The organism is Pseudorhizobium banfieldiae (genome assembly GCF_000967425.1).
Lineage (GTDB): Bacteria > Pseudomonadota > Alphaproteobacteria > Rhizobiales > Rhizobiaceae > Neorhizobium > Neorhizobium banfieldiae.
Window position 1 is genome coordinate 186206 of the sequence record NZ_FO082820.1, and the last position, 20047, is coordinate 206252.

At 62.5% G+C, this 20047-nt stretch carries 24 protein-coding genes and 2 tRNA genes; 25 read left to right on the forward strand and 1 reads right to left on the reverse strand.

Annotated elements, in window-relative coordinates; all coding sequences use genetic code 11:
- Positions 1–141 precede the first annotated feature (141 nt).
- From NT26_RS00875 to NT26_RS00890, 4 genes are all read left to right on the forward strand, one after another.
- Complete coding sequence (locus tag NT26_RS00875; protein ID WP_052636892.1) at positions 142–1077, forward strand: LysR substrate-binding domain-containing protein; 936 nt, start codon at positions 142–144, stop codon at positions 1075–1077.
- A gap of 105 nt (positions 1078–1182) precedes the next feature.
- Complete coding sequence (locus NT26_RS00880; RefSeq protein WP_052636894.1) at positions 1183–1974, forward strand: SDR family NAD(P)-dependent oxidoreductase; 792 nt, start codon at positions 1183–1185, stop codon at positions 1972–1974.
- Positions 1975–2114: 140 nt separating this feature from the next.
- Entirely contained in the window at positions 2115–3470 is a 1356-nt protein-coding gene (locus NT26_RS00885) for an MmgE/PrpD family protein (protein WP_052636896.1), read from the forward strand.
- A gap of 36 nt (positions 3471–3506) precedes the next feature.
- Positions 3507–4319, forward strand: coding sequence for an enoyl-CoA hydratase/isomerase family protein (locus NT26_RS00890; protein WP_052636897.1), 813 nt, complete (start codon positions 3507–3509; stop codon positions 4317–4319).
- Positions 4320–4588: 269 nt separating this feature from the next.
- On the opposite strand, the gene NT26_RS00895 is transcribed toward NT26_RS00890, so the two are convergent.
- Positions 4589–4663, reverse strand: a tRNA-Thr gene (locus NT26_RS00895).
- 156 nt (positions 4664–4819) lie between these two features.
- Here NT26_RS00895 and NT26_RS00900 point away from each other — a divergent pair.
- The 21 genes from NT26_RS00900 (at position 4820) to cheT (ending at position 20008) form a co-directional block, all read left to right on the forward strand.
- Positions 4820–5038: a hypothetical protein gene (locus tag NT26_RS00900; protein WP_052636898.1), complete on the forward strand. Its 219-nt coding sequence runs from the start codon at positions 4820–4822 to the stop codon at positions 5036–5038.
- Positions 5039–5153: 115 nt separating this feature from the next.
- On the forward strand, positions 5154–6446 hold the full coding sequence (murA, locus tag NT26_RS00905) for a UDP-N-acetylglucosamine 1-carboxyvinyltransferase (RefSeq protein ID WP_052636899.1): 1293 nt from the start codon (positions 5154–5156) through the stop codon (positions 6444–6446).
- A gap of 91 nt (positions 6447–6537) precedes the next feature.
- Positions 6538–6975, forward strand: a complete 438-nt coding sequence (locus NT26_RS00910) for a DUF2948 family protein (protein WP_052636900.1) — start codon at positions 6538–6540, stop codon at positions 6973–6975.
- Positions 6976–7014: 39 nt separating this feature from the next.
- Positions 7015–8313, forward strand: coding sequence for a histidinol dehydrogenase (gene hisD / locus NT26_RS00915; RefSeq protein ID WP_052636901.1), 1299 nt, complete (start codon positions 7015–7017; stop codon positions 8311–8313).
- Between the two features lie 2 nt (positions 8314–8315).
- Complete coding sequence (locus NT26_RS00920) at positions 8316–8789, forward strand: UPF0262 family protein (protein ID WP_052636902.1); 474 nt, start codon at positions 8316–8318, stop codon at positions 8787–8789.
- 5 nt (positions 8790–8794) lie between these two features.
- Positions 8795–9274: an arsenate-mycothiol transferase ArsC gene (locus NT26_RS00925; protein ID WP_052636903.1), complete on the forward strand. Its 480-nt coding sequence runs from the start codon at positions 8795–8797 to the stop codon at positions 9272–9274.
- Positions 9275–9401: 127 nt separating this feature from the next.
- Positions 9402–9620 (forward strand): translation initiation factor IF-1, encoded by a 219-nt coding sequence (gene infA, locus NT26_RS00930; protein ID WP_004435948.1) that lies wholly within the window; start codon positions 9402–9404, stop codon positions 9618–9620.
- Between the two features lie 26 nt (positions 9621–9646).
- Positions 9647–10267: a Maf-like protein gene (locus tag NT26_RS00935; RefSeq protein ID WP_052636904.1), complete on the forward strand. Its 621-nt coding sequence runs from the start codon at positions 9647–9649 to the stop codon at positions 10265–10267.
- Positions 10268–10272: 5 nt separating this feature from the next.
- A complete protein-coding gene (yacG, locus tag NT26_RS00940) occupies positions 10273–10479 on the forward strand; it encodes a DNA gyrase inhibitor YacG (RefSeq protein WP_052636905.1) in 207 nt (68 codons plus the stop codon).
- Between the two features lie 161 nt (positions 10480–10640).
- Positions 10641–10716 (forward strand) — tRNA-Phe (locus NT26_RS00945).
- 33 nt (positions 10717–10749) lie between these two features.
- The gene (locus tag NT26_RS00950; RefSeq protein WP_052636906.1) at positions 10750–11307 is read left to right on the forward strand and encodes a DNA-3-methyladenine glycosylase; all 558 of its coding nucleotides are present in this window, start codon (positions 10750–10752) and stop codon (positions 11305–11307) included.
- A gap of 360 nt (positions 11308–11667) precedes the next feature.
- Positions 11668–13299, forward strand: a complete 1632-nt coding sequence (locus tag NT26_RS00955; protein WP_052636907.1) for a globin-coupled sensor protein — start codon at positions 11668–11670, stop codon at positions 13297–13299.
- The gene (locus tag NT26_RS00960; RefSeq protein ID WP_052636908.1) at positions 13299–13592 is read left to right on the forward strand and encodes an STAS domain-containing protein; all 294 of its coding nucleotides are present in this window, start codon (positions 13299–13301) and stop codon (positions 13590–13592) included. Before NT26_RS00955 ends, NT26_RS00960 begins: the two co-directional genes overlap by 1 nt.
- 4 nt (positions 13593–13596) lie before the next feature.
- Positions 13597–13962: a chemotaxis response regulator CheY1 gene (cheY1, locus tag NT26_RS00965; protein WP_052636909.1), complete on the forward strand. Its 366-nt coding sequence runs from the start codon at positions 13597–13599 to the stop codon at positions 13960–13962.
- A 29-nt stretch (positions 13963–13991) separates the two neighbouring features.
- Positions 13992–16232, forward strand: coding sequence for a chemotaxis protein CheA (locus NT26_RS00970; RefSeq protein ID WP_052636910.1), 2241 nt, complete (start codon positions 13992–13994; stop codon positions 16230–16232).
- A gap of 4 nt (positions 16233–16236) precedes the next feature.
- Positions 16237–16704, forward strand: coding sequence for a chemotaxis protein CheW (locus NT26_RS00975; protein WP_052636911.1), 468 nt, complete (start codon positions 16237–16239; stop codon positions 16702–16704).
- A complete protein-coding gene (cheR, locus tag NT26_RS00980) occupies positions 16701–17609 on the forward strand; it encodes a protein-glutamate O-methyltransferase CheR (RefSeq protein WP_052636912.1) in 909 nt (302 codons plus the stop codon). The genes NT26_RS00975 and cheR overlap by 4 nt, the downstream gene beginning before the upstream one ends.
- Entirely contained in the window at positions 17606–18646 is a 1041-nt protein-coding gene (gene cheB, locus NT26_RS00985) for a protein-glutamate O-methylesterase CheB (RefSeq protein WP_052636913.1), read from the forward strand. The genes cheR and cheB overlap by 4 nt, the downstream gene beginning before the upstream one ends.
- On the forward strand, positions 18647–19036 hold the full coding sequence (locus NT26_RS00990) for a response regulator (protein WP_052636914.1): 390 nt from the start codon (positions 18647–18649) through the stop codon (positions 19034–19036). It abuts the gene before it with no gap.
- Complete coding sequence (gene cheD, locus NT26_RS00995) at positions 19033–19590, forward strand: chemoreceptor glutamine deamidase CheD (RefSeq protein ID WP_052636915.1); 558 nt, start codon at positions 19033–19035, stop codon at positions 19588–19590. The genes NT26_RS00990 and cheD overlap by 4 nt, the downstream gene beginning before the upstream one ends.
- Positions 19591–19618: 28 nt before the next feature.
- Positions 19619–20008: a chemotaxis protein CheT gene (gene cheT, locus NT26_RS01000; protein WP_052636916.1), complete on the forward strand. Its 390-nt coding sequence runs from the start codon at positions 19619–19621 to the stop codon at positions 20006–20008.
- The last annotated feature ends 39 nt before the right edge of the window (positions 20009–20047 follow it).

A 20047-nucleotide genomic window follows, 5' to 3' on the forward strand; every position in this document is an offset into this window, starting at 1 on the left:
CACTGCAGATGGGCTGCCGGCAAAGTTATGTCCGGGATATTTGCAGAGCAAGAGACAAGCCGATATTGCTTCCATGTCGACATTAGCCTGACCTATTGGGAAGTTGACTGGCTTTTCGTCGCTCTAGGGAAACCTGCGCTTATGCAAGAACAGAGACTCAATCTTCCGCTCAACCCTCTCCGCGCCTTCGCCATCGCGTCGCGGCACAAGACGTTCACGGCTGCGGCTAGGGAGCTTGGCGTCAGTCAGGTCGCAATCAGCCGTCAGATCGCCATCCTGGAGAACTACCTGAATGTCAGCCTCTTCGAGCGCGGCACACGCTCCGCAAAGCTCACGGACGTGGGGCGTGCCTTCGGCTTGGAGATCGCCGGTCTGTTCGACGAACTGGAGAATGCGACGCATCGCATCATCAGCCAGGAGACGCAAAGCACCGTCAACCTGCGGGTTCATCCGACGCTCGCACATCTGTGGTTGATGCCGCGGCTTCCGGATTTCATGCAGAGATACCCCGACATCCGGGTCCGGTTCGACACGCGGGTCGAGCCGTTGGATTTTCGGGGTACCCATCTCGACGTTGCCGTACAGCTGGGTTCTGGCCACTGGAAGGATGCGAAGGCTCGCAAACTGTGGGACGAGGAAATCGACGTGATCTGCAGCGCAGATTACCTCGAGAAGGTCGGACCGCTCGAAAAGCCGGCGGATGTCGAGCGCTGCGAATTGCTGCATTCGCGGTATCGGCGGCGTGCATGGGAGCACTGGGCGGAGACGATCGGCGTCCAGATCGACTATCGGCGTGGCATGGAGTTTGACACCTCGCTTCTTACTTTCTCGGCAGCCGAGCAGGGTTTTGGCCTCGCTATCGGCCAGTTGGGACTTCTGGACGATCTGGTCGGAAGGGGGCGGCTTGTCCGGCCGTTCGACATGCGGATCGCAACCGGCGCATCCTTCTACGTGACCTGGCCGACCACGGCCTCGGTCAACGTGAAAACGAAGAAATTCATCGATTGGCTGCTCGGCCAGGTGGGGGAAACCCCCGAGTTCTATTCCGGGTCCAAGGTCGTCCTTAGCCAGCCCTGATACGTCCTTAGCAGAACGGAACTCTGGATTACCTAACGTTTGATCAGGCTTTCTGTCCGCCGCCCGATGCTATCGCTTAATCAGATAGGCGGATGGAGAGGAAGCATGGCTGGTCGTTTGCAGGGCAAGATCGCGGTGGTCGTCGGAGCGGGACAGCAGCCCGGCACGACGGTCGGTAACGGGCGTGCCGTCGCGATGCGTTTTGCCCAGGAAGGGGCGACCTGCCTGCTCATCGACAAGGTCGGCGCCTGGGCGGAGGACACTCGCTCACTCCTGGACGGGGCTCAGGCGAGCACGTTCGAGGCCGATGTGACCCGCGAGGATGACTGCCGCGCCGTCATCGAAGCCGCAGTCGCTCGCTACGGCCGGGTGGACATCCTGCACAACAATGTCGGCATGTCCAAGGGCGACAGGCCGACATGGGAGCTCGAAGTGGAGGCCTGGGAGCGCATCATGACGCTCAACCTTCAGAGCATGTTCATGATGTGCAAGCAGGCGCTGCCGGTGATGCGCGAACAGCGGTCGGGTTCGATCATCAACATCTCCTCCACCTCGTCGCTCTCCAAGCGCCCGACGCTCGCGTACAAGACCTCGAAGGGGGCAATCAACACGTTGACGCAGCACGTCGCAGCCGAGAATGCCGCCTTTGGCGTGCGAGCGAACGTCATCGTTCCCGGCTTGATCGATACGCCGATGGCAATCGAGCGCCGGGCCGCCGAGACCGGGCGCAGCCGCGAGGAAATTCGCGCAGAACGCGATGCACTCGTCCCCATGGGCTTCATGGGTGAGGCATTGGACGTCGCCAACGCGGCAGTCTTTCTGGCCTCCGACGAAGCGAAGTACATCACCGGCGTCCTGCTGCCCGTGGACGGCGGCCTCTTGCTCAAGCGGGGCTGATCTGTCCCTGCAATGGCAACGACCAACGGTCGGCCGATCCAGAGGGATGTTAGGTCGAAGCGATAACGGGAGGTATTGGATCCTCCAACGACGCCGTTGCCGGAAACCGCGTCGACAAGAACTCGAGGTGCCTGGAGACGATGAGCAATCCTTTGATCAGACTGGCGGAGGCGGCTGCGCACTGGAACAACTGCCCCTTGCCCGAGGAGGTCGACTGGCAGACCCGGCGTACGATCCTTGACTGGTTCGGATCGATGTTGCCCGGCTGTCTCGATGGTCCAGGTCCGGCCCTTGCCAAGGTTCTGGCTTCCGGTCGGGGAGAGGGGCGGGCGATCAGCTATGTCGACGGCTCCGTTGGAACATCCAGGCATGCGGCTCTCCTGAACGGCGTGACGAGCCACACGGCGGAATTCGACGACATCTTCCGTGACGGTGGCTATCATCCCGGCAGCCCGACGATCTCGGCAGCCCTTGCCGTGGCACAGGATGTCGGCGCGAGCGGTGACGCATTCCGCCGTGCGGTGATCGGCGGCTACGAGGTTGGCTGCCGCATCGCGATCGCGCTTCAGCCGAGCCATTATCGCGACTGGCACATAACCGCGACAGTCGGAACGATCGGGGCGGCGGTTTCCACTGCTATGCTCCTGGGTGGAACGGCTGACACGATCGCGCATGCCATCGCCATCTCCACGAGCTTCGCTGGGGGACACCAGGAAAACCTGCAAGGCCTTGGTAACACCAAGCCGCTCCATTGCGGACACGCGGCCGAAGCCGGTGTGCTGGCAGGCCTTGCGGCCACTGCCGGAGTGACCGGATCCCTGGACAGCCTGCACGCGCCCCACGGCTATGCCGCTGCCTCGAGCGACACGACCGGCAACTGGCAGGCGGCTCTCGACGGGCTGGGTGAATGGACGCCGATCACCCGCATGACGTTCAAGAACCATGGCTGTTGCGGCCATATCTTTCCCACGCTGGATGGTGTCAGAACGCTGCAGTCACAGGTGGGCTTTCAGACGGACGACATTCATTCGATCACCGTGCGTGGCTATGGACCGACTGCGGCCATCTGCAACCGCATGACGGTCGAGACTGCGAGAGATGCACGATTCTCCGTGCAGTACTGCGTGGGTGCACTGCTCACCATCGGCCGTGTGCGGATGGAGGCGTTCACGCCGGAGGCATTGGCCAGAGACGATATCCGCGCCATCATGCCGAAGGTCGTGGTGGTCGAGGATGCCGAGATTGCTGCCGCCTATCCGAGCCGCCGTATGGCGCGGTTGCGGGTCGAGCTGACGGATGGGCGGGTGCTGGATCATTTCCAGGAGACGCGCAAGGGCGACCCCGACGATCCGCTGACCGACGAGGAACTGGTGGAGAAATATGACGAACTGGCTGCCGTGGCCCTCGGCGATCAGGATCGTGAGGGTCTGAAGCAGCAAGTGCTGTTCGGGACGGACCTGCCCATGGCGCTGACGATCGCTCCCCGAACGGCCTGACATCAACAAGCAGAAAAATCAGCAAAGGCTCCTACCATGAATACGAACGCCGACGCGAAAATCCTCCCCGTCGCGACCTTCATCACCACGGATGTGAAGAATGGGATTGCGACGATCAAGCTGAACCGGCCTGACGTCAGGAACGCCATCAACGACGAGATGCGTGCCGAACTCATTGCCGCATTCGAATGGGCCGACAAGAGCCGCGAGGTGCGTGGCGTGATCCTGACGGGGGAAGGCAAGGGCTTCTGCTCGGGCGGCGATATCGGCGGCATGCGCGGCAGGCTCGAGGCACCCGCCGGGGAGGTGGCGTTCAACGGGTGGCTACGCCAGAAGCAGACCCACAAGGGCATCAGCGTCATTCGCAACATGACCAAGCCAGTGATCGCCGCCGTGAACGGCGCTGCCTTCGGACTGGGCCTTGACATGGCGCTTGCCTGCGACTTCATCATCGCCTCCTCGGGAGCGAAGCTCTCCATGAGCTTCATCAAGCGTGGCCTGGTCTCCGATGGCGGTGGCATGTATTTCCTGCCCCGTCGCGTCGGTCTGGTGAAGGCGAAGGAGCTTATCCTCACCGGCCGCGTGGTCGAGGCCGAGGAAGCGCTTCAGATCGGAATGGTGGACCGCATCTCCAGCACCGAAGAACTGTTGAACGATGCCCAGACATGGGCAGAAGAACTCTGCCAGGGGGCGCCGGCTGCGATTGCACTGACGAAGGCCATCCTGGACCAGTCGATGGAAAGCACCGCAGACGAGATATTGACCCTCGGACGGGAGGCGCAGGCGATCTGCTACACCACGTCGGAACACCGGGCGTCGGTGGAAGACTTCCTCAACAAGACGCGATAGGCACAGCGGCAACTGAGTTTGTCGCGAAATGGATTGGCGGGCATTCCTGGAATGCCTGCTGTCCCGCATCGCCCTGTGTTCCTCCAAGGTCTCCGTCAGAGACGTCGGAGGCTGGGCTAACGCGCGGGCCCCGTTCCCTAGAACCTCTTCCATGGCGACTACGCCGGGCGCATTGTTTGCCGGTTTGATGCGGCTGGTGCCGCGTAGTGGATCGCTCATCAAAGAAGAAGCGTCTTCAACGAGCCACGCCGGGATTTCGGGGGATGGAATGGTGCTGCTAGAGAGATTTGAACTCTCGGCCTCTCCCTTACCAAGGGAGTGCTCTACCCCTGAGCTATAGCAGCTTAGGCCCGGTCTGAAGGGCGTCCGTGGTGGACGTCGTCGGGCGAGGGGCCTATTGCCATAGCTTCGGAGCGAGCGCAAGCCGCAAATTGCGGTTCGCCGCAGGATGGAGCTAAAAGGAGGCCGACGGGTTTTCAGCAGGCATGTAGGAACGAGTGATGGCGGCAAAGGACGAAGATGCGACGCCTTCGGCAGTAGAGACGAAGAGCGGGCGCAAGCGGGAAGCGGAGATCAGGGAAGAGCAGCGGCAGGCACGCGCCGCCGCCAAGCTTCGCGAGAACCTGCTGCGTCGCAAGGCGCAGACGCGGGCGCGGCGCGCCGGGGCGGCCGACGAGGTGGACGGGCTGCCCGCCGCAAAAAAGGACGAATCAGGCTGACACATCCGCATCCGGCCTGGTCCAAACTATTTGAAGCCTACTTGCTTTTCCGCTAAGGACGCCATCTTTCGCGCTTGCACAAGAACAAAGGGCGGGCTTGCTCCCGTTGGACCTCATGGATCGCATCAGAATTCGCGGCGGCAACAAGCTCAACGGCGTCATCCCGATCTCCGGCGCCAAGAACGCGGCGCTTCCGCTGATGATCGCGTCGCTGCTGACCAGCGATACGCTGACGCTGGAGAACGTTCCGCATCTTGCCGACGTCGAGCAGCTTCTGCGAATCCTTGGCAATCACGGTGTCGACGTGATGGTCAACGGGCGGCGCGAAAGCCAGACGGAAAGCTATTCGCGGACGATCCAGTTCACCTGCAGGACGATCGTCGACACAACTGCTCCCTATGATCTCGTCTCCAAGATGCGTGCGAGCTTCTGGGTCATCGGACCGCTCCTGGCCCGCGCCGGTACGGCCCGCGTATCGCTGCCGGGGGGGTGCGCCATCGGCACGCGCCCCGTCGACCTCTTCCTCGAAGGCCTGCAGGCACTCGGCGCACAGATCGAGATTGACGGCGGCTATGTCAATGCGACTGCCCCGGACGGCGGGCTCGTCGGTGGACACTACACCTTCCCCAAGGTCTCGGTCGGGGCCACCCATGTGCTGATGATGGCCGCAACGCTTGCGAACGGCACGACCGTGATCGACAATGCCGCCCGCGAGCCCGAGGTCGTCGATCTTGCCGACTGCCTCATCGCCATGGGAGCACGCATCTCCGGCGCGGGAACCAGCACGATCACCGTCGAGGGCGTGACCTCGCTACACGGCGCGCGCCACCGCGTGCTGCCGGACCGCATCGAGACGGGTACCTATGCCATGGCTGTCGCGATGACCGGTGGCGACGTGACGCTCGAGGGAACGCGCGCGGACCTGCTCGAGAACGCGCTTGATGCGCTGCGCATGTCCGGAGCCGAAATCACCGAGACCGAAAGCGGGCTCAGGGTGGTGCGCAACGGGAACGGCATCCAGCCGGTCGATGTCGTCACGGAACCCTTCCCCGGCTTCCCGACCGACCTCCAAGCACAGTTCATGGCGCTGATGACGCGCTCCTCCGGCGTTTCCCATATCACGGAGACCATCTTCGAGAACCGCTTCATGCATGTGCAGGAACTGGCGCGTCTTGGGGCCCGCATCTCGCTGTCTGGACAGATGGCGCGGATCGAGGGTGTGGATCGGCTGCGGGGAGCCCCGGTCATGGCGACGGATCTGCGGGCTTCCGTGTCGCTTGTCATCGCCGGGCTGGCGGCCGAGGGGGAGACCATGGTCAACCGTGTCTACCACCTCGACCGCGGCTTCGAGCGGCTGGAGGAAAAGCTCACCCGCTGCGGCGCGGAGGTTGAACGGGTCAGCGACTAAGGTCACGCTGGCGTTGCATGGCGTGGCGCGTCATCCTATCTCCAGCGCCGGATGACAACGCGCCGCGCGCGCCGTGGATTGGAATGGAATCATGGCCGACCTCAAGCTTCTCGCTCTCGATCAGGATGATCTCGGCATCATCTCCGCCCATATGCAGGACAGCGTCTTTCGCGTCGGCGAACTGAGCTATGACGCGCGCCACCGGCAATTCACCGCCGTGGTCAACCGCTTTGTCTGGGAAGAGGCCGACCGCGGGAGGAAGGGCTACCAAAGGCGTCGTTCGGTCATCTCCTTCAAGCGTGTGGAGGCAGTCCGGTCGATGGGCATCAATCGACAGGACGCGGAAGGCGTCTACTGCCTGCTGGCGATCCGGTTCGAGCAGAAGGGCGAGGGGCCCGACGGAACGATCGAGCTGACGCTTGCCGGCGGTGCCGCGATCAGCCTCGACGTCGAATGCATCGAGGTGCAGATGCTGGATACCGGCGGTGCCTGGGCAACCGAGCGCCTGCCGGCGCACCCGGCCGACTGAGTGACGCAGGCAGCACGGAATTTCAGGGGGACATAAGACGTGGCAATCTGGCTGGATCAGCGATCCGAGGACTTCGAGGCGCGGTTTTCCGCCTTTCTCTCGACGAAGCGGGAGGTTTCCGATGATGTCAACGCCGTGGTGCGGGACATTATTGATGACGTGCGCCTTCGTGGCGACGCCGCGCTCTTCGACTATTCGGCTCGCTTCGATCGGGTGGATCTCGCGACGGCCGGACTTCGGGTCAGCGACGCGGACATCGATGCAGCGGTAGCCGCCAGCGATCCGGAAGTGCTGGAAGCTTTGAAGCTTGCGGCCGAGCGGATCGAGAAGCACCACGCCCGGCAAATGCCGAAGGATGACATCTACGAGGATGCGCTCGGCGTCGGACTCGGGTCCCGCTGGACGGCGGTCGAGGCAGTCGGCCTCTACGTCCCGGGCGGTACTGCAAGCTATCCGAGTTCGGTCCTGATGAACGCGCTGCCGGCGAAGGTAGCCGGCGTGCCTCGGGTGGTCATGGTGGTCCCCGCCAGCGGTGGAGCGATCAATCCCACGGTCCTCGCGGCCGCACGGATCGCAGGCGTGACGGAGATCTACCGGGTCGGCGGCGCGCAGGCGATTGCCGCTCTCGCCTACGGCACCGAAACGATCGCACCGGTCGCCAAGATCGTCGGGCCGGGCAATGCTTACGTCGCCGCGGCGAAGCGGCAGGTCTTCGGTCAGGTGGGGATCGACATGATTGCCGGTCCTTCCGAAGTGCTCATTATCGCAGATGGCGAGAACGACCCGGACTGGATCGCCGCGGACCTCCTGGCCCAGGCGGAGCACGACGAGGGGGCCCAGTCGATCCTGATCACGGACGACCGCGCCTTCGGAGAGGCGGTGGAGCAGGCGGTGGAGCGTCAACTGACCCGGTTGTCGCGGTCACGGACCGCCGCAAAAAGCTGGGAGGATTTCGGTGCGATCATCCTCGTCGGCGACCTTTCGGCGGCCGTTCCGCTGGCGGACCGGATCGCTGCCGAGCATCTGGAACTTGCCGTGGCGGAGCCCGACGCGCTGATCAACCGGATCCGCAATGCGGGCGCGATCTTCGTCGGCCGGCATACACCGGAAGTGATCGGCGATTATGTCGGCGGATCAAACCATGTGTTGCCGACCGCACGCTCGGCCCGCTTTTCGTCAGGTCTCTCCGTCCTCGACTACGTCAAGCGCACCTCGATCCTTCGCCTCGGCCCCGACCAGCTGGCAGCGCTGGCGCCCGCGGCAATCACGCTCGCGAATTCCGAAGGGCTCGATGCCCACGCACGGTCGGTCTCGATCCGGCTCAACCGCGGGGGTTGAGAATGGCGAAGGGCGATTTCCGGCTTTCCGATGTCGTCCTGGATGAGTCCATCGGGCGCTCCACGCCGGATGTCGAGCATGAGCGGGCTGTTGCCATCTTTGACCTCGTGGAGGAAAATTCCTTCGAGCCTGTGGGACATTCTGGCGGCCCCTACCACCTGAAGCTCTCGCTGGTGGACTCCAAGCTGGTCTTCACCATCACGACCGAGGGTGGAGAGGACGTAGCCACCCACATTCTCTCGCTGACGCCCTTCCGGCGGATCATCAAGGATTACTTCATGATCTGCGAGAGCTACTATGAGGCGATCCGATCCGCCACGCCTAGCCGGATCGAGTCGATCGACATGGGCCGTCGCGGTATCCACAACGAGGGGTCGCAAACCCTGATGGATCGCCTGGACGGCAAGGTCCGGCTGGATTTTGATACTGCCAGACGGCTGTTCACGCTCGTCTGTGTCCTCTACTGGCGCGGCTGACGTCCATGAGCGGCGCCCCTGACGCGGACGTCAAGAAGGAGAGGCCGGGCGCAATCCTATTCATGTGCGGCTGGAACGCGATCCGGTCGCCAATGGCAGAGGCCATTGCAAAGCGGCTGCTGCCTTCCGATATCTATGTCCAGTCGGCTGGCGTGCGTTCAGGAGAGCCTGATCCTTTCGTGGATGTCGTACTCGACGAGATCGGTCTTTCCATTCCGCGTCACCAGCCTCGGACCCTTGACGATCTCGAAGACGACTATTTTGACGTCATCATCACATTGACGCCCGAGGCCCATCATGCGGCGCTTGAACTGACGCGGTCGAATGCGGTTGAGGTCGTCTACTGGCCGACCATGGATCCAACCGCCGCGACCGGCTCTCGCGAGCAACGGCTCGACGCGTACCGTGGGGTGAGGGATCACCTTTGGAAGCGGATCGAGGAGCGCTTTTCCGGCCTGCAGAAGCGTCCGGCGGACAGGCGATGAGCGACGGAAGGGGAACGGAAATTATGCGAGTTCACAAAGCGAACATGATTGTGTAGTTTCCGCCGAAATTTGCGGGGCCGGCTGAAGCTGCGCCCATGAAATCAACAGACAGGAAGATAATCCGTAGATGGCTAAAGAAGAAGTCCTTGAGTTTCCGGGCGTCGTGACCGAATTGCTGCCGAACGCAACGTTCCGTGTGAAGCTCGAAAACGAACACGAGATCATTGCCCATACCGCTGGCCGGATGCGCAAGAACCGTATCCGTGTTCTCGCCGGCGATAAGGTCCTTGTGGAAATGACTCCCTACGACCTGACCAAGGGCCGTATCACCTACCGCTTCAAGTAACATCAAAGCGGCAGTTCGGCAGGCTCATGGCGTCAGAACAGAAACTCATCCTGGCCTCCGGCTCTCCGCGTCGCCTGGACCTGCTCAACCAGGCAGGGCTCCATCCTGCGCGCCTGATGCCGATGGACATCGACGAGACGCCGAAGAAGTCCGAACATCCCCGCTCGCTTGCCCGCCGCCTTTCCGGCGAGAAGGCGGAGGCCGCCTGGGCTGCGCTCAAGAGCGATCTCGCCTGGCGCCACAGCTACATCCTGTCGGCGGACACGGTGGTTGCGGTCGGGCGCCGGATCCTGGAGAAGACGGAGTATACGGACGAGGCATCCTCCGCGCTGCACCTTCTCTCCGGACGCGGCCACTCGGTCTATACCGGCATCTGTCTCGTCACGCCGGGGGGCCAGTTCCGGCAGAAGGTCGTACAGACCAAGGTGCGGTTCAAGCGCCTGTCGCCGCACGAGATCGACAACTACATCGCTTCGGGTCAGTGGCGCGGCAAGGCCGGCGCCTACGCGATCCAGGGCATCGCCGGCAGCTTCGTGCAGAAGATCGTCGGGTCCTACACCAATGTCGTCGGGCTGCCACTCTATGAAACGCTGTCGCTGCTTTCGGGAGAAGGCTTCGACGTGCAGGCGGCCTGGCCGGAGGGCTGAGACCTATGGCATCATCGACAAAGCCCGGCGCCAAGGTGGAGCCGCTTCGCAAGGCGAGACCGTGCCCGGAATGCGGTAAGCCATCGGCTCGCGAACACTATCCCTTCTGCTCCGATCGCTGCCGTACCCTCGATCTGTCGCGTTGGCTGAAGGGTTCCTACGCCATCCCAGTGGCCGAGGACCAGAGCAAGGCTGACCCCCTGGACGAGTAGTGTCCGCCGGTCTGTTCCACGCCGATTTCAGGGACGATGCGAGCAGGCGAAAAAAGTGTCCGCCGCCGCTGGACATGGCCGAACAAGATGTTATAACCCCGCTCGCTTCCGGGGCGCAGGCCCCGCCGGCCAGGTGCCGGAAGGCTTGATGAAGCCTCGATGCCCGGATAGCTCAGTTGGTAGAGCAGCGGATTGAAAATCCGCGTGTCGGTGGTTCGAATCCGCCTCCGGGCACCATTTCCCTTTCAGTCTCCCAAGCCAGAGCAGGCCATGGACGCTCAGATTGTCTTCGATCGTTCCGCCGTGGAAGTCGCCCGCGACCTCATCGGCGCCGAACTGACTTTCCGTGGTGTCGGTGGCATCATCGTGGAGACTGAAGCCTATGAGCCCGACGATCCGGCCTCGCACAGTTTCCGAGGGCCGACGGAGAGGAACCGTTCGATGTTCGGGCCTGCGGGACATGCCTATGTCTACCGCTCCTACGGCATCCACTGGTGTCTCAATGTCGTCTGCCGGCCCGGCAGCGCAGTGCTCATCCGTGCCTTGGAGCCGGTATGGGGTGTGGCGGAAATGCAGGAGCGTCGCGGGCAGACAGCACCTCGCCTGCTCTGTGCCGGTCCCGGACGGGTGTGCCAGGCACTGGGCATCGACCGAGAGCATGACGGGCTCAGTCTCGCCGAACCGCCCTTCCGGGTGTCGCTGCCGCTGGAGAGCTGCTCGGTAGAAGCTGGAAAGCGCATCGGGATAACCAAGGCTGCCGACCAGCCGTGGCGCTTTGGTCTGCGGGGCTCGCCACATCTCAGCCGCCGGTTCCCGCCGGAGGCCTAACAGGCGTGATCCCATGCCTCATAGGGTAGGAGCCACACGTCGGAACCGTGGCTTCCGGCTGCAAATGGTTGCGATGTTGGGACAGTTCCAGCCACATCTTAACCTTCGGGCAAGGAATTAACCATACATATTGGAAACCACGGCAAATTGGGTGACCTGGAGTTTCCCGAGGCATGACGCCGCCCTGCCGTACCGGTCTCGACCCGGTATCATCCATGATCACAATCAGAACGACTGCGGTGACCGCATGGTCTGTGACGCCGGCGCGTGCGCCGGTGCATCGGCCCGCGATCCAGGCGGCGGACCTTGTGAAGCGACAGTTCGCACTCGGCCCTTCTTGGGTTTCTATTGGTTTCGAGGATGCAGTTGGGGAACGAGACGCGATCCGATCAGGCGCGAAGGGGACAGGCGGGAAGCCTGGGGGAAAGGCTGGCATTCGCTGGCCTCGACGTCGCCCTCTGCGACCTGCTGCGCCGCCACCGGCCGCAGCTCGAGCCAGCGGTGAAAAGCGGTCTGCGCGATCTCATGCTGCGCTACCAGTCCTTCCCCGATGCATCCCGCGCCTTCGCCAGCGAGCAGCAGATCGAGCGTCTGCATGATCTGCAATCCTCCCACTGGAGTGTCCTGACCGACGCGCGGTTCGACGCGCTCTATGCAGAACGCGTCAAGATACTGTCCGACAGCGAGAGCCGCATGGGACTTGATCCCAGGTGGCACATTGCCGGACACGCCGTCATGCTGGAGCATCTGCTGAAGGCAGCCATGGCGCAGGAAGGCCGCAAGTCGCGGCTCCCCTTCGGTCGGCGCGGCTCCGATGGTCTCGCAGACATCGTTACAGCGCTTGTCCGCTTGGTCATGGTCGACGTCGAGATCGCCGTTTCGCTCCGGTTCAACGAATTGCGCCAGAAGCACCATCGCGCTCTGGCGGAGCAACGGCAGGAAGACCAGGGCGAGGTGATCCAGCTTCTGTCCGAGGTTATCCATTCGCTCGCCGAACGTGACCTGACTGCAACGCTGCCAGAGGACGTGCCGGAGGCATATGCCGAGATCGCGTCCGTGCTGGGCGGCGCAATCGAGGCCATGCGCGCCTCGATCGAGGGCGCCTGTGGGCGTAGCGACCAGGCTGGTACGGCGTCCGCCGCCCTTGCTGCGCGCGCACGTGCCGTGGCCGAGGAATCCGAAGGGCAGTCCGCCCGTGTCCGGGAAGCGACGCATCAACTGGAGGAACTCGTAGGCCGTCTTCGCACGGGTGCCGCAGAAACCAGCGACGCGGCGCGGCTCGCAGCCATGACGAGGGGAACGGTAGAGGAAAGTGGTGAGGCTGCCGGGCGTGCCATCACTGCCATGGCGGACATAGAGACGTCTGCGGAAAAGATCGGCCAGATCATCGGCGTCATCGACGAGATAGCATTCCAGACCAATCTCCTGGCGCTCAACGCCGGCATCGAAGCGGCACGGGCCGGAGAAAGCGGGCGGGGCTTTGCGGTCGTCGCACAGGAAGTGCGTGCCCTGGCGCAGCGTTCCGCCGATGCGGCCCGCGAGATCAAGTCACTGGTCAGCACGACGAAGACCCAGGTGGATGCTGGGGTCGAGATGGTACACCGCACGCAGGATGCCATCGGTGGCATTGTCCGTCAGGTCACAGAAATAAACGACGCGATCGCCGGCATAGCCACCCGTTCCGACGAGCATGTCGGCGAACTCGGCAGCATATCGGCAGATCTCTCCTTGCTAGGCAGGGAGATCAGCGCCACGGCTGGCAATGCCGGAATGGTCGGATCCGAGGCGGACGACCTGCACACGGTGATCCTCGAGCTCGGGCGTACCGTCCGCGAGTTTCGGGTTGAGCGGCAGGTCCGCTATCGCTCCGACCGTAAGAACACCACGCCGCTGGCACCCGCCCGCCTGCCGGTCGCCCTAATCGACGTGGGTGATCCACTGCAGGCTGCCGGCGACGAAATCGAATTTCCCCGAAGACAAGGAATGAACTGATGGCGAGCAAGAAGGCTGCCCAGGAAAATCTGAAACTGTCACCGGTCCTGGACCTGAACGAAGCGTCCCTCCTGCATGGCAAGCTGATGGAGCTTCGTGGCCGCGATCTGAAGATCGATGCCTCGCAAGTCGAGCGGCTGGGGGTCCAATGCGTCCAGGTCATCGTCGCGGCGGCCCGCGCATGGCAGGCCGACAAGAAGGCCTTCGTTGTCGAGAAGGCATCCGACGCATTCGAAAAGACCCTGCAACTCATCGGCATCGATCCTCACCAGCTGACGGCCAAGGAGACCTGAAATCATGAAGAAGAAAGTGCTGACCGTGGATGATTCCCGGACCATCCGGAACATGCTGCTGGTAACCCTCAACAATGCCGGTTTCGAGACGGTCCAGGCTGAGGATGGCGTCGAGGGGCTGGAAGTCCTGGAAGATGCCAATCCGGACGTCATCGTCACCGACATCAACATGCCGCGCCTCGATGGTTTCGGCTTCATCGAAGGCGTCCGCCGCAACGAGAAGTATCGTGCGGTTCCGATCCTCGTGCTGACGACTGAAAGCGATGCGGAGAAGAAGAACCGCGCCCGCCAGGCTGGTGCGACGGGCTGGATCGTCAAGCCGTTCGATCCCGCCAAGCTCATCGATGCAATCGAGCGCGTCACAGCCTGAAACAAACAGCCTGATCAGGATTTTCTCCGATGGATATGAACGAAATCAAAGAGATCTTCTTCCAGGAATGCGAGGAGCAGCTCGCGGAACTGGAATCGGGGCTTCTGAAGCTCAACGACGGAGATCGCGATCCCGAGACGGTCAACGCCGTCTTCCGCGCCGTTCATTCCATCAAGGGCGGTGCCGGCGCTTTCGGCCTGGACGACCTCGTCGCCTTTGCGCATGTCTTCGAAACGACCCTCGACTGCGTTCGTTCGAACCGTCTTGAGCCGACGCAGGATGTCCTGAAGGTCATGCTGAAATCGGCTGACGTCCTCGCCGACCTCACCAATGCCGCCCGCGATGGCGGTTATGTCGACGAGACACGCAGCCGGGCATTGGTCAAGGAGCTCGAGGCGCTGGCGAACGGCGAAGTGCCGGCCCCTGCCGCCAAGGCGCCCGAACCGGCAACTTCTGCAGCTACCCCCGCGCCCACCGATGATAGTGGTTTCCAGCCGATCCCGTTCTCGTTCGATTCCTTCGACGACGGTGAAGCGGTGAACGACAGCCGGGCCTACGAGGTTTCGTTCCGGCCGCGTCGGGAACTGTACACCAAGGGCAATGAAGCGGCGTTGCTATTGCGGGATCTCTCGCGCATCGGCGAGATGAGCATCAATTGCGATGTCGACAGTCTTCCGGCGCTCGACAAGATAGATCCGGAGGAGGCCTATTTTAGCTGGACCATCCAGCTAAAGACGGAAAAGTCCGAAGACGACATTCGCACGGTCTTCGAATTCGCCGAATGGGATTGCGACCTGGAGATCAGGGAAGCCGCCGATGCGGCGCCCGAGGAAGAGCTTCCGATGATCCCCGTGCCCTTCGACCTTTCGGCATTGGACGAGACAGATACCGCAGCTGAGACGACATCGTGCGCCAATGCCGCAGTGGAAGCCGTAGCCGCGGCGGAGACCGCGAGTTCGGTGTCGAAGATGGCTGCCGCGGCCGCTCGGGTCGAGAAGAAGGAGGCATCCGCCACGGCCGCATCGACCGCCGCCGCGCAGAATGCGGCTGCCGCAGCCGCAGCAGGACAGACCATCCGCGTCGATCTCGACCGCGTCGATCGCCTGATCAACCTCGTGGGCGAGCTTGTCATCAACCAGGCCATGCTGTCGCAGAGCGTTATCGAGAACGACACGACGGGGACTTCCTCCATCAACATGGGCCTGGAGGAGCTCCAGCAACTGACGCGCGAGATCCAGGATTCGGTCATGGCGATCCGCGCACAGCCGGTAAAGCCGGTCTTCCAGCGCATGTCGCGTATCGTCCGCGAAGTCGCGGACATGGTCGGAAAGTCGATCCGGCTCGTCACCGAAGGCGAGAATACCGAAGTCGACAAGACTGTCATCGACAAGCTTGCCGAGCCGCTGACCCACATGATCCGCAACGCCGTCGATCACGGCATCGAGACGCCGGAGAAGCGCGAGGCGGCTGGCAAGGATCCGGAAGGCACGATCAAGCTGACCGCCAAGCATCGTTCGGGCCGCATCGTGATCGAGCTGGTCGACGATGGCGCCGGGATCAACCGCGAACGGGTCAGGCAGAAGGCGATCGACAACGATTTGATCGCGGCAGACGCCAACCTGACGGACGAGGAGATCGACAATCTGATCTTCGCGCCGGGCTTCTCGACCGCCGACAAGATTTCCGACATTTCCGGCCGCGGCGTCGGTATGGACGTGGTGAAGCGCTCCATCCAGGCTCTCGGCGGACGAATCTCGATCTCGTCGCGCCCAGGCCACGGCTCCACCTTCACGATGAGCCTGCCGCTGACGCTCGCCGTTCTCGACGGCATGGTGGTGACGGTAGCAGGGCAGACGCTGGTGGTACCGCTGACGGCTATCGTCGAGACGCTGCAGCCGGAAGCCTCCTCCATCCATTCCTTCGGGGCAAACCAGCGGCTCATCTCGATCCGCGACTCCTTCTGCCCGTTGGTGGATGTAGGCCGGATCCTGAACTTCCGGGCAACACAGGCAAATCCCGTCGAGGGAGTGGCGCTGCTAGTGGAATCTGAAGGTGGCGGGCAGCGTGCCCTCATGGTCGATGCCATCCAGGGCCAGCGCCAGGTGGTCATCAAATCGCTGGAAGCCAACTATACCCACGTTCCCGGAATCGCGGCCGCTACCATCCTCGGGGATGGCCGCGTCGCCCTCATTCTCGATGTCGATGCCGTTGTGGCGGCATCGCGCGGACAGTCCCTCAAACCGGAAATATCACTAGCAGCCACGGGTTAAGTGTATGTCGTACGCCGTGAAAAACAGCCATCAAGCCAGTCGCGAGCTGATCGCCTTCCGCATCGGCGACCAGGAATTCTGCGTCAACATCATGTCGGTCCGAGAGATCCGGGGCTGGACCCCGGCCACTCCGCTGCCGCATGCGCCCCCCTACGTGATGGGCGTGATCAACCTTCGTGGCGCCGTGCTTCCGATCATCGATCTTTCCGCACGGCTCGGGATGAAGGACGCGGAACCGACTGCGCGCCACGTCATCATCGTGGCGCAGGTGAGGTCGCGCGTGGTCGGTCTTCTGGTGGAGGCTGTTTCCGATATCCTTACGATTACAGAGGATAATATCCAGCCGGTACCGGAAGTCTCTTCCGACCTCGAGAAACAATATGCGCGGGGGATCCTGTCCATCGACAAGCGGATGATCTGCATGATCGAGTTGGATGCGCTCTTCCTGCACAAGGAAAGCGAAGCTGCATGATGCCCATGGGCGCAGTCGATACCCGGCAATCGCCGGACGAGGTCATGGCAAGCGGGGAATACCCGCTGACCCGCCGCGATCTGTCCGAAATTGCGGCGATGATCTATTCCGATGCCGGGATCTATCTGAATGATTCCAAGGCTTCGCTGGTCTATTCCCGGCTGTCCAAGCACATCCGCTCACTGGGGCTGAAGGGTTTCCGGGAGTACTGCGCCCTTGTCGCTTCGCCGGAGGGTGCGGCCGCACGGCGCGAGATGCTGTCGCATCTCACCACCAACTTCACCCGCTTCTTCCGGGAGAACCATCACTTCGAGCATCTCCGGGACGAAGTGCTGCCCGGACTGATCGCGCGGGCCAAGTCGGGCGGGCGCGTGCGCATATGGTCGGCAGCCTGTTCTGATGGGCAGGAGCCCTATTCGATTGCCCTGACCGTCCTGTCGGCACTGCCCAATGCCGCGGATTATGATTTCAAGATTCTCGCGACCGACATCGATCCGAAGATTCTCGCCCAGGCCCGGGCAGGGATCTACGACGAGAACGCCCTGGAAACGGTGTCGCCTCAGATCCGCAAGCAGTACTTCAAGGAGCTCGACGTCGGTGGGCGACGGAAGTTCCAGGTCGATGATCGCCTCAAGAAGCTCATCACCTTCAATGAACTCAACCTGATGGCCCAGTGGCCGTTCAAGGGCCAGTTCGACGTGATCTTCTGCCGCAACGTCGTCATCTACTTCGACGAGCCGACACAGATGAAAATCTGGTCGCGGTTTGCAGCACTGCTGCCGGTCGGTGGGCATCTCTACATCGGGCATTCCGAGCGCGTTTCGGGAGATGCGAAGAACCAGTTCGACAACATCGGCATCACCACGTACCGGTATACGGGCTCCGGCGCGGGGAGGCGAGCATGAGTTTACCGGCCCGGGTTCTGGTCGTAGATGACTCGCCCACGATGCGCGGCCTTATCACGGCCGTCCTGAACTCTGACCCGGAGGTCAGCGTCGTCGGCCAGGCGAGCGATGCTCTTGAAGCCCGGGCCGCGATCAAGGAGCTCAACCCCGACGTCGTAACCCTGGATATCGAGATGCCGAACATGAATGGCCTCGAATTCCTGGACAAGATCATGCGGCTTCGGCCCATGCCGGTGATCATGGTGTCCACGATGACCCACCAAGGGGCCAATGCGACATTGGCGGCCCTGGAGATCGGCGCTTTCGACTGTGTCGGCAAGCCATCTCCCGGCGACGCCCGTCCCTTCCTGGATCTGGCGGAGAAGGTGAAGGCGGCAGCACGTTCGGGTCTGCGACGCAAGGCCTCTCCGCCGGCACCCGCCATTACGCCGTCTGCTGAATACCGGGTCGGCCGCAAGGTCGTCGCTATCGGATCGTCTACGGGCGGGGTCGAGGCGCTCATCACCGTGCTGCAGAACTTCCCGAAGAACTGTCCGCCGACAGTAATTACCCAGCACATGCCGTCGACCTTCACCAAGAGCTTTGCCGAGCGCCTCAACCGCCTTTGCGCGCCAGTCGTCGAGGAAGCGACCGATGGTGCCCGGCTGCAGATCGGAAAGATATACGTGGCGCCTGGCGGCGAACGGCATCTGGAGGTCATCAATCCGTCAGCACCATCGTGCCGCCTGGTTGAGCGTGAGCCGGTCAACGGTCACCGCCCGTCTGTGGACGTCCTATTCGACTCCGTTGCGACCCTGGCTGGACGCAACGCGGTGGGCGTCATCCTGACCGGAATGGGCCGTGATGGCGCTTCCGGGCTGTTGACGATGCGGCGGGCCGGCGCCCGCACCATCGGCCAGAACGAAAAGACCTGCGTTGTCTATGGAATGCCCCGCGTTGCCTACGAGATTGGCGCTGTCGAACAGCAATTGCCGCTCGGCGCAATCGGCGAGGAAATACTCAAACTAACTGCTGCCCGAAAAGAAGGTGTCGAATAAATGTCGCTCGCAGAAAAGATCAAAGTTCTGATCGTCGATGATCAGGTAACCAGCCGCCTGCTGCTCAGCGATGCTCTGACACAGCTGGGCTTCAAGCAGATCACCGCCGCCGGTGATGGCGAGCAGGGCATGAAGATCATGTACGAGCAGCCGCACCACCTGGTGATCTCGGACTTCAACATGCCGAAGATGGACGGACTGGGTCTGCTGGAAGCTGTTCGCAAGAACCCCAACACCAAGAAGGCGGCCTTCATCATTCTCACCGCTCAGGGCGACAGGGCCCTGGTCCAGAAGGCTGCGCAACTTGGGGCGAACAACGTTCTGGCCAAGCCATTCACCATCGAGAAGATGAAGGCGGCTATCGAAGCCGTATTCGGAGCGCTCAAATGAATGAGACCGCCGCCGCAAAGCGGGTCCACATTATTCAGGGAGAGTACAAGGTCGTCGATGACCCGGACGTGGTCCTTTCGACGATCCTTGGTTCCTGCGTGGCCGCTTGTCTGCGGGATCCGGTCGCGGGCGTCGGCGGCATGAACCACTTCCTGCTCCCAGGTTCCGGCGGCGCGGCGTCCTCGGGCGGCGATGCAACCCGCTATGGCGTTCACCTCATGGAACTGCTGATCAACGGCCTCCTGAAACGGGGGGCGCGGCGCGACCGGTTGGAAGCGAAGATTTTCGGCGGCGCCAAGACGATTGCCAGCTTTTCGAATGTGGGCGAGCAGAATGCAGCCTTCGCCACCCAGTTCCTGAAGGATGAGGGTATCCCCATCGTGGGTTCTTCGACGGGTGGAGAGCATGGGCGCAAGCTGGAATACTGGCCGGTGAGCGGAAGGGCCCGTCAGTATCCGCTGACCGGAGCTGAGACGCAAAAGACCGTTGCTCTCGAGCAGCAGCGTCCCGTCCGGACGCCGAAGCCGGTCGAAAGCTCCATCGAATTCTTTTAGGAAGGCCCGCAGGGGCGCGAGGAAAGCCATGAAAGACATCTCGAAGCCGCAAGACGCTTCCCTCGAGCAGTCTCTGCCGGAGGTCTTGATGCGGCTCGTGTCGGAGCTGCATGACGTGGCGTACCTGATAGAGCGTGTCGAGCCGCAGCTGCTGGAGCTCGGCGACGCGAACCTGATGCAGCATCCCGACAGCATCAAGGTACTGCAGGGGATCGACCTCGCGGTGCAGAAGACGCGCGGACTGGCCGAATTTATCGACACGATTACCGCGACCATACCTGAGGACTGGATGGTCGACGTGTCGACTGCCCTCAGCCTCGTCAAGCTGGCGGACATGCACCGTGCCCTTGCGACCGGTGTGCGCCATGGTCACAGCCAGCCGCTCAGCAAGGCCGCTGGAGACTTCGACTTCTTCTGATTCTTCGATCGTCGGCGCCCCAAAAAACACGGCTCGGCA

Coding starts and splice junctions, on each gene's coding strand:
- NT26_RS00875 (WP_052636892.1), top strand. CDS start 142: ATGCAAGAACAGAGACTCAATCTTCCGCTCAACCCTCTCCGCGCCTTC.
- NT26_RS00880 (WP_052636894.1), top strand. CDS start 1,183: ATGGCTGGTCGTTTGCAGGGCAAGATCGCGGTGGTCGTCGGAGCGGGA.
- NT26_RS00885 (WP_052636896.1), top strand. CDS start 2,115: ATGAGCAATCCTTTGATCAGACTGGCGGAGGCGGCTGCGCACTGGAAC.
- NT26_RS00890 (WP_052636897.1), top strand. CDS start 3,507: ATGAATACGAACGCCGACGCGAAAATCCTCCCCGTCGCGACCTTCATC.
- NT26_RS00900 (WP_052636898.1), top strand. CDS start 4,820: ATGGCGGCAAAGGACGAAGATGCGACGCCTTCGGCAGTAGAGACGAAG.
- murA (WP_052636899.1), top strand. CDS start 5,154: ATGGATCGCATCAGAATTCGCGGCGGCAACAAGCTCAACGGCGTCATC.
- NT26_RS00910 (WP_052636900.1), top strand. CDS start 6,538: ATGGCCGACCTCAAGCTTCTCGCTCTCGATCAGGATGATCTCGGCATC.
- NT26_RS00920 (WP_052636902.1), top strand. CDS start 8,316: ATGGCGAAGGGCGATTTCCGGCTTTCCGATGTCGTCCTGGATGAGTCC.
- NT26_RS00925 (WP_052636903.1), top strand. CDS start 8,795: ATGAGCGGCGCCCCTGACGCGGACGTCAAGAAGGAGAGGCCGGGCGCA.
- infA (WP_004435948.1), top strand. CDS start 9,402: ATGGCTAAAGAAGAAGTCCTTGAGTTTCCGGGCGTCGTGACCGAATTG.
- NT26_RS00935 (WP_052636904.1), top strand. CDS start 9,647: ATGGCGTCAGAACAGAAACTCATCCTGGCCTCCGGCTCTCCGCGTCGC.
- yacG (WP_052636905.1), top strand. CDS start 10,273: ATGGCATCATCGACAAAGCCCGGCGCCAAGGTGGAGCCGCTTCGCAAG.
- NT26_RS00950 (WP_052636906.1), top strand. CDS start 10,750: ATGGACGCTCAGATTGTCTTCGATCGTTCCGCCGTGGAAGTCGCCCGC.
- NT26_RS00955 (WP_052636907.1), top strand. CDS start 11,668: ATGCAGTTGGGGAACGAGACGCGATCCGATCAGGCGCGAAGGGGACAG.
- NT26_RS00960 (WP_052636908.1), top strand. CDS start 13,299: ATGGCGAGCAAGAAGGCTGCCCAGGAAAATCTGAAACTGTCACCGGTC.
- cheY1 (WP_052636909.1), top strand. CDS start 13,597: ATGAAGAAGAAAGTGCTGACCGTGGATGATTCCCGGACCATCCGGAAC.
- NT26_RS00970 (WP_052636910.1), top strand. CDS start 13,992: ATGGATATGAACGAAATCAAAGAGATCTTCTTCCAGGAATGCGAGGAG.
- NT26_RS00975 (WP_052636911.1), top strand. CDS start 16,237: ATGTCGTACGCCGTGAAAAACAGCCATCAAGCCAGTCGCGAGCTGATC.
- cheR (WP_052636912.1), top strand. CDS start 16,701: ATGATGCCCATGGGCGCAGTCGATACCCGGCAATCGCCGGACGAGGTC.
- cheB (WP_052636913.1), top strand. CDS start 17,606: ATGAGTTTACCGGCCCGGGTTCTGGTCGTAGATGACTCGCCCACGATG.
- NT26_RS00990 (WP_052636914.1), top strand. CDS start 18,647: ATGTCGCTCGCAGAAAAGATCAAAGTTCTGATCGTCGATGATCAGGTA.
- cheD (WP_052636915.1), top strand. CDS start 19,033: ATGAATGAGACCGCCGCCGCAAAGCGGGTCCACATTATTCAGGGAGAG.
- cheT (WP_052636916.1), top strand. CDS start 19,619: ATGAAAGACATCTCGAAGCCGCAAGACGCTTCCCTCGAGCAGTCTCTG.